Annotated in this window: 11 protein-coding genes, 1 tRNA gene and 1 pseudogene; 8 read left to right on the forward strand and 5 right to left on the reverse strand. The window is 61.8% G+C overall.

The genetic code is table 11. The features are described 5' to 3' along the window. Positions 1–4: 4 nt before the first annotated feature. From E5720_RS11750 to E5720_RS11770, 6 genes and pseudogenes are all read left to right on the forward strand, one after another. Complete coding sequence (locus E5720_RS11750) at positions 5–553, forward strand: Fur family transcriptional regulator (protein WP_281727922.1); 549 nt, start codon at positions 5–7, stop codon at positions 551–553. Positions 554–565: 12 nt separating this feature from the next. After that, on the forward strand, positions 566–2080 hold the full coding sequence (locus tag E5720_RS11755; protein WP_136170803.1) for a catalase: 1515 nt from the start codon (positions 566–568) through the stop codon (positions 2078–2080). Between the two features lie 44 nt (positions 2081–2124). Then, positions 2125–2598 (forward strand): DNA starvation/stationary phase protection protein, encoded by a 474-nt coding sequence (locus tag E5720_RS11760; protein ID WP_136170804.1) that lies wholly within the window; start codon positions 2125–2127, stop codon positions 2596–2598. Positions 2599–2687: 89 nt separating this feature from the next. Beyond that, positions 2688–2810, forward strand: a pseudogene (locus E5720_RS21810) (HAD family hydrolase); the annotation flags it as partial. Positions 2811–2818: 8 nt separating this feature from the next. After that, positions 2819–4603 (forward strand): glycoside hydrolase family 15 protein, encoded by a 1785-nt coding sequence (locus E5720_RS11765; RefSeq protein ID WP_136170805.1) that lies wholly within the window; start codon positions 2819–2821, stop codon positions 4601–4603. 85 nt (positions 4604–4688) lie between these two features. Beyond that, positions 4689–5660: an LLM class F420-dependent oxidoreductase gene (locus tag E5720_RS11770; protein ID WP_136170806.1), complete on the forward strand. Its 972-nt coding sequence runs from the start codon at positions 4689–4691 to the stop codon at positions 5658–5660. Between the two features lie 65 nt (positions 5661–5725). Here E5720_RS11770 and E5720_RS11775 read toward each other — a convergent pair. Continuing rightward, a tRNA-Pro gene (locus E5720_RS11775) sits at positions 5726–5799 on the reverse strand. Between the two features lie 18 nt (positions 5800–5817). Continuing rightward, the gene (locus E5720_RS11780) at positions 5818–6756 is read right to left on the reverse strand and encodes a metallophosphoesterase (protein ID WP_247596320.1); all 939 of its coding nucleotides are present in this window, start codon (positions 6754–6756) and stop codon (positions 5818–5820) included. 149 nt (positions 6757–6905) lie between these two features. Here E5720_RS11780 and E5720_RS11785 point away from each other — a divergent pair, with 149 nt between their 5' ends. Then, on the forward strand, positions 6906–7370 hold the full coding sequence (locus tag E5720_RS11785) for a GatB/YqeY domain-containing protein (protein WP_136170807.1): 465 nt from the start codon (positions 6906–6908) through the stop codon (positions 7368–7370). A gap of 69 nt (positions 7371–7439) precedes the next feature. On the opposite strand, the gene E5720_RS11790 is transcribed toward E5720_RS11785, so the two are convergent. Then, positions 7440–9806, reverse strand: coding sequence for a transglycosylase domain-containing protein (locus E5720_RS11790; RefSeq protein ID WP_136172631.1), 2367 nt, complete (start codon positions 9804–9806; stop codon positions 7440–7442). A gap of 347 nt (positions 9807–10153) precedes the next feature. Here E5720_RS11790 and E5720_RS11795 point away from each other — a divergent pair, with 347 nt between their 5' ends. Beyond that, a complete protein-coding gene (locus tag E5720_RS11795; RefSeq protein WP_084345639.1) occupies positions 10154–10477 on the forward strand; it encodes a WhiB family transcriptional regulator in 324 nt (107 codons plus the stop codon). A 26-nt stretch (positions 10478–10503) separates the two neighbouring features. On the opposite strand, the gene E5720_RS11800 is transcribed toward E5720_RS11795, so the two are convergent. Both E5720_RS11800 and E5720_RS11805 read right to left on the reverse strand, forming a co-directional pair. Then, complete coding sequence (locus E5720_RS11800) at positions 10504–11634, reverse strand: ArsA family ATPase (protein ID WP_136170808.1); 1131 nt, start codon at positions 11632–11634, stop codon at positions 10504–10506. Beyond that, positions 11631–12638, reverse strand: a complete 1008-nt coding sequence (locus E5720_RS11805) for an ArsA-related P-loop ATPase (protein WP_247595931.1) — start codon at positions 12636–12638, stop codon at positions 11631–11633. Before E5720_RS11805 ends, E5720_RS11800 begins: the two co-directional genes overlap by 4 nt. Between the last annotated feature and the right edge of the window lie 23 nt (positions 12639–12661).

Here is a 12661-nt window from a genome sequence, read left to right on the forward strand (position 1 = left end):
GCCACTGAACGACGCAACTCTCGAACCCACCGCGCAATTGCGCTCGGTGGGTCTGAGAGTGACGGCGCCACGGGTGGCGGTTCTGACTGCGGTTGCAGCCCAACCGCATTCGGATGCAGATGAGGTCGCAGCAGTGGTGCGATCCCGCATCGGCTCGGTGTCCACACAGGCGGTGTACGACGTTCTTCGTGCCTGCGTCGGTGCCGGACTCCTCCGGCGGATCGAGCCTGCAGGTTCGTCTGCGCTGTACGAAAGCAGAACCGGCGACAATCACCACCACCTGGTCTGCCGAGTATGCACAACAGTGGTCGACGTCGATTGCGTCGTCGGCCGATCACCATGCCTCGAGCCGTCGGAGTCTCATGGATTCGTCGTAGAGGAAGCCGAGATCGTGTTCTGGGGGCTCTGCTCCGACTGTGCGCCGTCAGTGGATGCGCAGGATTCGGGCATCGCACATTCGGCTACATCTGCTCCAAGCGCCATTCCAAGCCATACGGCGTCCAACGATGCCCGCCGGGTCAGTCCCTCGGTCGGCAACCACTCATCAACTTAGGAGGCTGTGCATATGACGAAGCCAACCACCACCAATGGCGGAATCCCAGTGGCCAGCGATGAGCATTCGCTCACTGCAGGCACGCAGGGTCCGATCCTGCTACATGATCATTACCTCATCGAGAAGATGGCGCAGTTCAACCGTGAGCGTGTCCCGGAGCGTGTCGTCCACGCCAAGGGCGCAGGTGCATTCGGTGAACTCGAAATCACCGGTGACATAAGCAAATTCACGAAGGCCAAGGTTCTCCAGCCCGGTGCGAAGACCGAGATGTTGGCGCGTTTCTCCACGGTGGCGGGCGAGCAGGGTAGCCCTGACACCTGGCGCGATCCGCGCGGATTCTCGCTCAAGTTCTATACCGAGGAAGGCAACTGGGACCTCGTGGGCAACAACACCCCGGTTTTCTTCATGAGGGATCCGATGAAGTTCCAGGACTTCATTCGGAGCCAGAAGCGCATGCCGGACTCCGGATTGCGCGACAACAATATGCAGTGGGACTTCTGGACGCTCTCTCCCGAGACCGCGCATCAGGTTACGTGGCTCATGGGGGACCGCGGCATCCCGAAGTCGTTCCGCCACATGGACGGATTCGGTTCGCACACCTACCAGCTGATCAACGAGGCCGGTGAACGCAACTGGGTGAAGTTCCACTTCAAGACCGACCAGGGCATCGAATTCTTGACGCAGGCCAAGGCCGACGAACTCGCCGGAACCTCGCCCGATCATCACCGTCAGGATCTGTTCGGCTCCATCAAGAAGGGTGACTTCCCCAGCTGGACGCTCAAGGTGCAGATCATGCCGTACAACGAGGCAGAAGACTACAAGTTCAACCCGTTCGACCTCACCAAGACCTGGTCGCAGAGGGATTACCCGCTGATCGAGGTCGGTAAGATGACCCTCGATCGCAACCCCGAGAACTTCCACGCCCAGATCGAGCAGAGCTCCTTCGAGCCGTCGAACATCGTTCCCGGCATCGGGTTCAGCCCGGACAAGATGCTGCTCGGCCGGGTCTTCTCCTACGCCGATGCACACCGTTACCGGATCGGCGCCAACTACGCGCAGCTGCCCGTCAATGCACCGAAGGTTCCGGTCAATTCGTACTCCAAGGACGGGTCGATGCGGTACTCGTTCAATTCCGCCGACACCCCTGTGTACGCACCGAATTCGTACGGCGGACCGAAGGCCGACACGAATACGTACGGCGACGACGGATCCTGGGACTTCGAGCCACGGTTCGTGCGCACCGGTTACATCGAGCATCCCGAGGACGGTGACTTCGTTCAGCCAGGGACGCTGTACCGCGAGGTCATGGATGATGCGGCGCGGGAGCGCTTGGTAGGCAACATCGTCGGACATGCGCTCAACGGCGTGACCGAGGAAGTGCTGGTTCGAGTCTTCCAGTACTGGTCGAACGTGGACCCAGAACTCGGCAAGAAGGTCGAAGAAGGTGTCCGTGCAGGTCAGTCAGACGCCGAGCCGACGACGAGTCAGTCACCGACCGCTCCTGGCGACGAGGCCGCAAAGGTCTAGTCGCTCACGGCTCCTTCTCTCCGACTCTCATTAGGAGGCACATCATGAACAACCCCATTACCAGTTCACTCGACGCCGGACAGCAGAAGATCGCAGGCGACGCGCTACAGGGCACCGTCGTGGACCTGATCGACTTGTCCTTGATCGCCAAGCAGGCCCACTGGAACGTCATCGGAAAGAACTTCCGTTCGGTCCACCTCGCTCTGGACGAGCTCGTAGCCGCAGCTCGCGAGTTCACCGATTCGTCGGCCGAGCGCGCCACCGCGATCGGGGTCAGCCCGGACGGCCGCTCCGCCACGGTTTCGGCGACGGCGGGAACCAAGGGAATCGGTGACGGTTGGACCAAGGACGAGCAGGTCATCGCCGCAGTGGTCGACAACCTCACCGCTGTGATCGATCGCCTGCGCGGTCGCATCGCCGATACCGAGGCGGCCGACCCGGTCACCCAGGATCTGCTGATCGCGATCACCGCGCGACTCGAGCAGCTGCACTGGATGTGGCAGGCACAGGTCGGCTGAACGACCCAACGCCACGAAAGAGGGCCCCTCGCATGCCGAGGGGCCCTCTTTCGTGTTTCGTGGCCGTACGCGTCGGGTACGACGGTGGAATGAGCGAACCCTCGCGTGGTCAAGGTTCAACTGCGGTGCTGTTCGACATCGACGGCACACTCGTCGACTCGAACTACATTCATGTCGATGCCTGGTCCCGGGCATTCTTCGAGGCAGGGCTGACCGCGCCATGAGTCGTGAGCACGGATACACCGCAATCGAGAACTATGCCGCCATCGGAGACGGGCGAACGGTGGCCCTGATCGCAACGGACGGCCGGATCGATTGGCTTCCCATCCCCAATCTCGACTCGCCACCGACGTTTGCGGCACTTCTCGATGCCGAGCATGGCGGAAGATTCGAACTGTCACCGGTGGGTCCGTTCACGGTCGAACGTGAATTCGTCGAAGGGACCAACGTTTTGGCCTCTACCTACCGAACCCCAACCGGATCGGTACGAGTCACCGATTCACTCAACACCGGAGTGGCGGGTCGCTTGCCGTGGCTCGAATTGGCCCGTCGAACAGACGGTCTCGAAGGTGTGGTCGACATGGAGTGGAGGGTTGCGCCGGGAACGATGCTGGGCAAGGCATCCCCATGGGCCTACGACACTTCCCATGGGACCGTTCTGCGTGTCGACGGCGTGACGTTGGCCGTGCGAACCCTCGAGGCCGACGACGTGACCGTCGAAGAACAGAACATCCACGGCGTCTTCACCACGAGTGCTGGATCGCGGCATCTGGTAGGCCTGACCGGCACCGAAAATGAACCACTGAATATCCCCGACCCTCGGGAGCTCGACGAAGGTGTCGACCGAACCATCGCGAACTGGCGGGCGTGGACCGAGAAATTCCAGTACGACGGCCCATGGGCGGCACACGTTGCTCGGAGTGCACTCGCGCTGAAGTTGTTGATTCACAGCCCCTCCGGGGCCATTGCTGCCGCAGCGACGACCTCGTTGCCGGAGAATCCTGCGGGAGGGAAGAACTGGGACTACCGTTACGCGTGGGTCCGTGACACCGCATACACACTCAGAGCTTTGATTCGGTTCGGGCTGCGCGAAGAAGTACACGCCGCCGTTGCGTGGTTACTGAAAGTTATCCGGGCCAACGATCCTCTGGTCAATGTCTTTTACACCCTCGGTGGTGAATTGCCTGGCGGGACCGAACAACCCGACGTGCCGGGTTGGCGTGGCATCGGGCCCGTCGTGAACGGTAATCGGGCTGCAGATCAACTGCAGCTGAGCATCTTCGGAGATCTATTCTCGATCGTTCGGTTGTACGTCGATGCGGGCAATGTGCTCGACGCTTCCACTGGTCGACTCCTCGCGACGATCGCAGACCAGACGTGCGATTCCTGGCAGCAGCGAGATGCAGGCATCTGGGAACTCGAGGACGAGCAGCATTTCACGAGTTCGAAGCTAGGTTGCTGGCAGGCACTCGACTGCGCTGTCTACCTCGCCGAGGACGGCCAGATCCCCGGCATCCCCGACAGGTGGAGAGCCGAGCGAGAGCGAATCAGGGCGTACATCGAAGAGAAATGCTGGTCGGAGGAGCGGCAGTCCTACATGGCTTATCCAGGCGCGGAAGGGCTGGACGCGTCGGTACTGCTGGCGGCGGAGATGGATTTCGATCGCGGCGAGCGCATGTCCTCGACCATCGATGCGCTCGGCGCCGAACTCGGCGCCGGACCACTGCTCTACCGCTACACCGGTGTCGATGCAGAAGAAGCGACCTTCGTCGCCTGTGCTTTCTGGCGGGTCTCCGCACTCTCCCACGTCGGTCGCGACGACGAAGCGATGAACTTGATGGACGAGCTGGTTTCCATGTCCAACGACGTCGGCCTGTACAGCGAAATGATCGACGCATCGGATGGCTCCTTCCTGGGTAACTTCCCGCAGGGATTGAGCCATCTGGCGCTCGTGAACGCGGCGCTGACCATCGCGCGCTCGCACGATGCCACCACGAACCGATAGGGGAGTGATGAAAAGTGCTGAGCGATAAAGTCATTCCGGGTCAGTCTTCCGGAGCCACGGCTGCGCAAACATCCAGGAGAAACCGATGACGAACTTCGGCTACACATTGATGACCGAGCAGAGCGGTCCCAAAGAACTCGTGAAGTATGCGGTCGGTGCCGAGAAAGTCGGTTTCGACTTCGAGGTCGCCAGCGACCACTATTCGCCCTGGCTGTCCTCGATGGGACACGCGCCTTATGTCTGGACCACACTCGGAGCCGTCGCGCAGGCGACCGAGCGTGTCGAGCTCATGACCTACGTGACGTGTCCGATCATTCGTTACCACCCTGCCGTCGTCGCACAGAAAGCCGCGACCATGCAGATACTCGCCGACGGCAGGTTCACGCTCGGACTCGGCAGCGGGGAGAATCTCAACGAGCACGTCGTCGGTGAGGGGTGGCCGTCGATCGACAAGCGACAGGACATGTTCGTCGAAGCTTTGGAGATCATCGAGCAGCTTCACACAGGCGAGCTGATCACTTACGAGGGTAAGCGCTTTCGCGTCGACTCCGCCAAGATCTGGGATATGCCCGACGCTGGCGTCCCGATCGGAATCGCCGTTTCGGGAGAAAAATCCGTCGAGAGATTCGCCCCGTACGGGAACCATCTGATCGCCGTAGAACCCAATGGCGACCTGGTGAAGCAATGGACCGAGAAGCACTCCGGACGCTCGCGCACCATCGGTCAGATCCCGATCTCCTGGGACCCGGACAAGGATGCAGCAATCGACCGCGCGCACGACCGCTTTCGCTGGTTCGCCGGCGGCTGGGCCGTCAACGCGGACCTCCCGACGACGGCCGGGTTCGCTGGAGCGACGCAATTCGTCCGCAAAGAAGATGTAGCGGAAACAATTCCTTGTGGGCCGGACCTCGATGAGATCGTCGAGTCCGTCAAGCCGTACTGGGAGGCGGGTTTCACCGACATCGCACTTGTGCAGGTCGGCGACGAAACCCAGGAGCGATTCCTCGCCGAGGCCGCAGGTCCGCTGTTGGAGAAGCTGCGCGCAGCCGCACATTGAGTCGACAACGCAAAAGTCCTGGCCTTGTGGAAAGGCCAGGACTTTTGTATTACACCGATACTTTGTCGGGGTGGCGGGATTCGAACCCACGACCTCTTCGTCCCGAACGAAGCGCGCTACCAAGCTGCGCCACACCCCGTGTACCGCCTCGGAGAGTCTAGCTCACGACTGCCTCAGAACGCGAAACGCCCTCGTTCGAACCTTCGCGCGGACCCTGACGCGGAGCGGGGGTCAGCGTCAACAGTGTTGCTTCGGGCCGGCAGCAGAACCGGGCCGGCGCATATGGAGATGTGCCGACGCCTGCCGAGACATGCAGCTGGGTATGTGCGCCCCACTTCGACGGACCCTTCACCCGAGACCGATCGAGCTCGCAGTTGGTGACGAGGGCACCGTAGAACGGTAGGCACACCTGACCGCCGTGCGTGTGTCCGGCAAGAACCAAGTCGTATCCGTCTTCGGCGAAACGATCGAGCACGCGTGGCTCGGGGGAGTGCGTGATTCCCAGCCGAAGGTCTGCGAGGGGATTCGGCTGGCCTGCGATGGTGTCGTACCTGTCGCGCTCGAGATGAGGATCGTCGACACCGGCCGAGGCGATACGCACGCCCGCAACCTCGAGTTCTCTGCGCACGTGCGTCACGTCGTGCCAACCGCGTTCGGAGAAGGCGGCCCGCAGATCACGCCACGGCAGTGCTTCGCCGAGGATCTTCTTGCGATCCTTCTTGAAGTACAGGAGTGGATTCTTCGGCTTGGGCGCAAAGTAGTCGTTGCTGCCGAAGACGAACAGCCCCGGCCGGGACAGCAAGGGACCGAGAGCTTGAACGACGGCAGGAACCGAGCGTAGGTGCGACAGGTTGTCACCTGTGTTGACCACCAGATCCGGTTCCAGGCTGTCGAGCTCGCGGAGCCAATTCTGTTTCGAACGCTGACCGGGCATCATGTGCAGATCGCTGATGTGCAGCACCCGAAGCGAAGACGAGCCAGGTTCGAGCACAGCCATCGACGTCTCCCGCAAGGTGAAGGCATTACGTTCGATGAGGGTCGCATATCCGATACCCAGTGCCGCCGCGCCCGCCGTCGCAATCGCCGCGCTTCTGATGGGGGCCTCCGAGGCAGCGGCGCGAGTACGTTCTGCTGCTGCGAGGAGTCGGGCCGATGTAGTGATTTTCACGGACACGTCTTCCACGATACGTCAGGTGGTGCAATCGACGTGCGGGCCAGGGCACTGCCCGCGTAGCGTTCTGATACATGTCCGAACTGAAGTCCCAGCTGCGAACCGACCTGACCACCTCCATGAAGGCCAGAGACAAACTTCGAACCGCGACCATCCGCATGCTCCTCGCCGCGATCCAAACAGAGGAAGTATCCGGCAAACAAGCCCACGATCTCACCGACGACCAGGTGATCAAGATTCTTGCCAAGGAATCGAAGAAGCGCGGTGAGTCCGCAGAGATCTACACCCAGAACGGCCGAGGTGAGTTAGCGGCTACCGAACATGCCGAGGCACAGATCATCGACGAATACCTGCCGACGCCATTGACCGACGCCGAACTGGCCGATATCGCGGACACCGCACTTGCTCAGGTCGCCGAGCAATTGGGCGAGCGTCCCGGGGTCCGGCAGATGGGTCAGGTAATGAAAGTTGCGACCGAACTCGCCAAGGGCAAGGCCGACGGCACTCGGATCTCCAAGGCAGTCAAGGACCGCTTGTAATTTCGAACGCTGGGAATCCGCACGAGATACGTCCACGACGCGGGTGTATCTCGTGCGATGGATTCCGCCCTAGCGGGGCGCCGTGAGCCCGGGGATGGCCGGGATCGGAAGGTTGGGCGGTATTGCCGGAATCTGGATGTTGGGAAGCTCCGGTAGCGCTGGAAGCGACGGAGCCGGTGGCGCCTGTCGAACGGATCCATCGCTCACGTAGATCGTGATCATCGCACCGGGAATAGCCGATCCCGAGGGGGACATTCCGGTAACCGTTCCTCGTGCTGCAGCGTCGGAGGTGCTCACCACGGTGACCTGAAAACCTGCCGCCTGCAGGGTCGCGGTCGCGGACGACTGGGTCGAGCCGGTCACGTCAGGAACCTGACCATTGGCGGATCCACGAACATATTTCTGATCGACGGCAGGCAGCGAGACCGGACCGAAGTTGTTGGCGACTGGATTGATGGCGTCGTACCAGGTACGAGCCGGCTCGTTGCCGCCGTACAGGTTTCCGTCGCCACACGGGCGCAACGGGAACGAGCAGATTTCGCCGGGGCTCGGGGAGTCTCCGTAGGTGTAAACCGCGGCGGCGTAATTGTTGGTGTAACCGAGGAACCCCGAGGACATGTGCGACTCGGTAGTGCCCGTCTTGCCGGACATCGGCAAGTTCCAACCCACCGATCCTGCCGCGGATGCCGACGTGCCACCCGGCTGGTCGTCCTTGCTCATCGCATTGGCCAGAGTGTTGGCCAAGCCTGGCTCGACGACCTGCTCGCATGCCTGCTGCGTCACGGGTACTTGCTTGCCCTTGCGGTCGAACACCGAATCGATCGGTGTCGGTGGGCACCACTTGCCCGAAGACGCGAGGGTTGCCGCCACATTCGACAACTCGAGTGGATTGACCCAGGTGGGTCCGAGGGTGAAAGAACCGAGATTCTGGTCCTTCTGGAAGTCGGCCATACTTCGCTCGTCGAAGCCGGATGTGCTCGGTGCGGCGTAGGACCGTAGGCCGAGGCGCACCGCCATGTCCACCGTCGGCGTCACTCCGACGGACTCGATCAACTTGACGAACGCCGTGTTCGGAGACTTCGCGAGTGCATCGGTGACCGAGAGTGACGCAGGGTAGTCGCCGACGTTCTCCACGCAATACGTGTTGGCGGGGCAACCCTTTGCGCCACCGTCGCCCATGCCTCGGACCTCGGCGCGTCTGGGGACCTGCAAGGTTGCGCTGGTACCGAGGCCGCGCTCCATCGCGGCGGCCGTGGTGAACACTTTGAAAATGGATCCTGCGCCGTGTCCTACCAGCGAGTACGGCTGCGGCTGCACCGTCTCGTCTGCGCCGGAATCGAGACCGTACGTTCGGCTGCTGCCCATCGCCAGGACACGGTGGTCATCTTGGCCGGGTGCGATGACGTTCATGACGGTCGCGACGCCGTCGAGTGTCGGTCTGGTGTTGGCGACCAGCGAGGCTTTGGTCGAGTTCTGGACGGCGGGATCGAGGGTGGTCTTGATCAAATATCCACCCTGGTCGATCTGTTCTCGGCTGATACCTGCATTGGCAAGGTATTGCAGCGCGTAGTCGCAGAAGAACCCACGATCGCCGGCCGAAATGCACCCGCGGGGCAGGATTTGCGGTTCGGGGAGTACACCGAGCGGCTCGGCCCTCGCGGCCTGGAATTCCGCAGCGCGTTCCGGGATGTTCTGGATCATCGTGTCCAGGACGGTGTTGCGCCGTTCGAGGACGCCTTGCTCGTTGGTATACGGATTGAGTGCCGAACTCGACTGCACCATGCCCGCGAGCATTGCCGACTGTTTCGCGTCGAGCTTGCTGGCGTCGATGCCGAAATAGGTCTGTGCGGCGTCCTGAATCCCGAACGACGAGTTACCGAACGGGACGAGGTTCAGGTAGCGGGTAAGGATCTCGTCCTTGGTCAGCTCTTTGTCGAGGGTGAGCGCCATCCGGATCTCGCGGATCTTGCGGGCAGGCGTCGTCTCGATAGCTGCCCGACGCTCGGCGTCGGTCTTGGCCACGACGAGCAGGTGATAGTTCTTGACGTACTGCTGATCCAGTGTCGACGCACCCTGCTCGACCTGACCGCTGGTGGTGTTGGTCAGAAACGCGCGCAGTGTGCCCTGCCAGTCGACGCCCTTGTGTTCGGCGAACCGCTTGTCCTCGATCGAGACGATGGCGAGCTTCATCTCGTTCGAGATCTTCTCGCTCGGCACTTCGAATCTGCGTTGCTCGTACAACCATGCAATGGGGTTGCCTGCACTGTCGACCATCGTCGAGACCGCAGGGACGGATCCCTCGACTAATTCGGCCGAAACATTGTCGACGGTATCGGCGGCTCGGTTGGATGCGTATCCGAACCCGCCTGCCAGCGGAAACATGACGCCGGCCAACAACGCACCCGCAAGGGCTGAACATCCGGCGAGCTTCGCCACGGTTTTTCCAACTGACACAGGCACAGCGTACGTGGACGACGCCGTCTCTCCCAGTGGCCATGGATCTGCGGCCCCGATTTGCGCTCCTCCGCACGCCTCGAACCCCGGCGCAGACCCTCGAACATTTGCTCAGCCGCAGGTAGAGACGGCCGTACCAGAAAGTTGCCCAGCTCGCCTTGCGTTCGCGACGGATTTTACCTAAATTGTGAGCACGGTGTGATTCACATAACACTTGTATATGAATGTGGGGCAGCTCTTAGATCCATGTGCTTCGAGGTGAAGTTCGAGGTCGAAAGAGCTTGTGGAACGTCCAGCAAGGATGTTCGAACTGCAAAGGGGATCCGCACATGAACATGACAGCAGCGCCGACGCGGCTCGATGTGGAAGAAGCCGAAGCGCGTATTGCGTGGGTGGCGCAGGCTAGGTGCTCGGGCATGGACCCGGACCAGCTATTCGTGAGGGGTGCAGCGCAGCGCAAGGCTGCAACGATCTGCAGGCACTGCCCGGTATTGATGCAGTGCGGCGCGGATGCGCTGGACAACCGCGTCGAGTTCGGGGTGTGGGGTGGAATGACGGAGCGACAGCGCCGCGCGCTGCTCAAGCAGCATCCCGAGGTCGACTCGTGGTCCGAGTTCTTCGAAAGTCAACGACAAACACAAGCAGCCATCTGAAGCGGCTTCTTACGTCATGTGCTGCGCTATGCGGTGCCGGTGAGTTGGTCGGCCACGGCACGTAGGGCATGTAGGTCCGAGACTTCGAAGGGCAGCGACGGGACCCCGACGATCGGGACCCGGGGGTGAGCCGCTGTGAAGCGGCGCAGGAGTCGAAGCTCGCGCGTGGCGGTGACCGCGCGAGCAGCGTGTATCCGCAGCACTGCAGCGGTCAGAACGGCCGAGGCATCGTCGTTGTCGTCGAGCTGATCAGCGGCCGTGGCGGCATGGTCGGCGGGCAACGCCGACAGGGTCGGATGGGTTCGGTTGAGGATAAGCCCCGCCAATGGCATGCCCTCGCTACTGAGGCGATCCACGAAGAACGCAGCCTCCCGCAACGCGTCGGGCTCTGCCACGGCGACGACCACGAAGCTCGTTCCGCTCTCACGCAGCAGTTGGTAAGTAAGTGTCGCGCGTTCCCTGAACCCGCCGAACATCGAATCCAGTGATTGAACGAACGCCGACGCGTCGTTGAGCATCTGGCTTCCGATGACGGTCGAGACCCCTCTCAACGCCAAGCCCATCGCGCTGGTGACAATCCTCGTCAAACCTCGACCGGGTGCCATCAGTAGGCGGATGAATCGACCGTCCAAGAATGATCCGAGGCGCTGTGGGGCGTCGAGGAAGTCGAGAGCGTTACGTGACGGAGGAGTGTCGACGACGATGAGATCCCACGTCGAATCGGCCGCGAGCTGCCCCAGTTTCTCCATCGCCATGTATTCCTGCGTGCCGGAGAACGAGGATGCGACAGTTTGGTAGAAGGGGTTGGCCAACACTTGTTCCGCTTTCTCCGGAGTCGAGTGCTCGATGACCATCTCGTCGAATGTTCGACGCATGTTCAGCATCATCGCGTGCAGTTCGCCCGTTGCGCCCGCCGCGAGTTTCACCGGCTGCGGGGTGTTGTCGAGTTCACCGACGCCGAGAGCCTGCGCGAGTCGTTTGGCTGGATCGATGGTGAGTACCACGACCTTCCTGCCCTGCTCGGCCGCGCGGAGGGCCATTGCCGCTGCCGTTGTCGTCTTGCCGACACCGCCGGCGCCACACACCACCACGATGCGTGAGGAGTCCTGGAGGAGAATTCTGGAGACGTCGAGGACATCCGTTGCGGGAGAACTCATTTGACACCCTGTTCTGTGAGCTTGGCTGCTAGTTCGTACAGTCCGCCGAGGTCGATTCCCCCGCCGAGCATCGGCAGATGCATTCGTGCCGTGTCCAGCTCGTCGAGTTGGGTTCCGCTCTCCACCTGCGCAGCAAGCGTCGAAGCATGTTCGATCGTTTCCGTGAGAAGGCCGGCAAAGTCACTGTCGGACAATGCTATTCCAGCCCGTTTCAGTCCCTGGTGGATCAGCTCGGCGTCGATTACACCCTCGGCTGCGTCCGCGAGTGCGTCCGGAGGAAGGAAGGTCGGCTCCGTACGGTTGACGATGACGGTTCCCAGCCTCAGATCTGCGGCCTCGAGTTCCCGGACGGCGTCGGCAGTTTCCTGCACCGGAAGAGCCTCGAGCAGTGTCACCAGATGGACGACGGTCTCTGCCGAATGCAGCAGGCGGACAACACCTTCACTCTGCGCTCGAACAGGGCCGCCCTTGGCCAAATCTGCCATCGCCTTGGTCACATCGAGAAAATTGCCGATGCGCCCCGTCGGCGGTGAGTCGACAACAACCTCGTCGTACGCGCGGTTTCCCGCCCTGTCGGTTCTGACGACGCACTCCTTCACCTTGCCGGTAAGGAGAACGTCACGTAGCCCGGGTGCAATGGTCGTAGCGAACTCTATGGCACCGATCTTGCGCATCGCTCGGCCGGCGAAGCCGAGGTTGTAGAACATGTCGAGGTACTCGAGAAATGCAGTCTCGATGTCGACAGCGAGCGCGAAGACCTCACCGCCACCCTCTGCCGAAGCAACGCGGGTCTCGACAGGCGGCAGCGGCGGCACGTCGAAGAGTTGCGCGATGCCCTGCCTGCCCTCTACCTCCACAAGCAAAACGCGTCGACCGCCCGCGGCGAGTGAAAGTGCGAGAGCGGCGGCCACCGTCGACTTGCCGGTGCCGCCTTTGCCGGAAACGAAATGCAAGCGAGCGGCTGCGGCCTTGTCCGGCCAGACTGACAAACTAGAGGTACCCACATCACGACCATATAGACGAATCG

The sequence above is a fragment of the Rhodococcus sp. PAMC28707 genome, assembly GCF_004795915.1.
Lineage (GTDB): Bacteria > Actinomycetota > Actinomycetes > Mycobacteriales > Mycobacteriaceae > Rhodococcoides.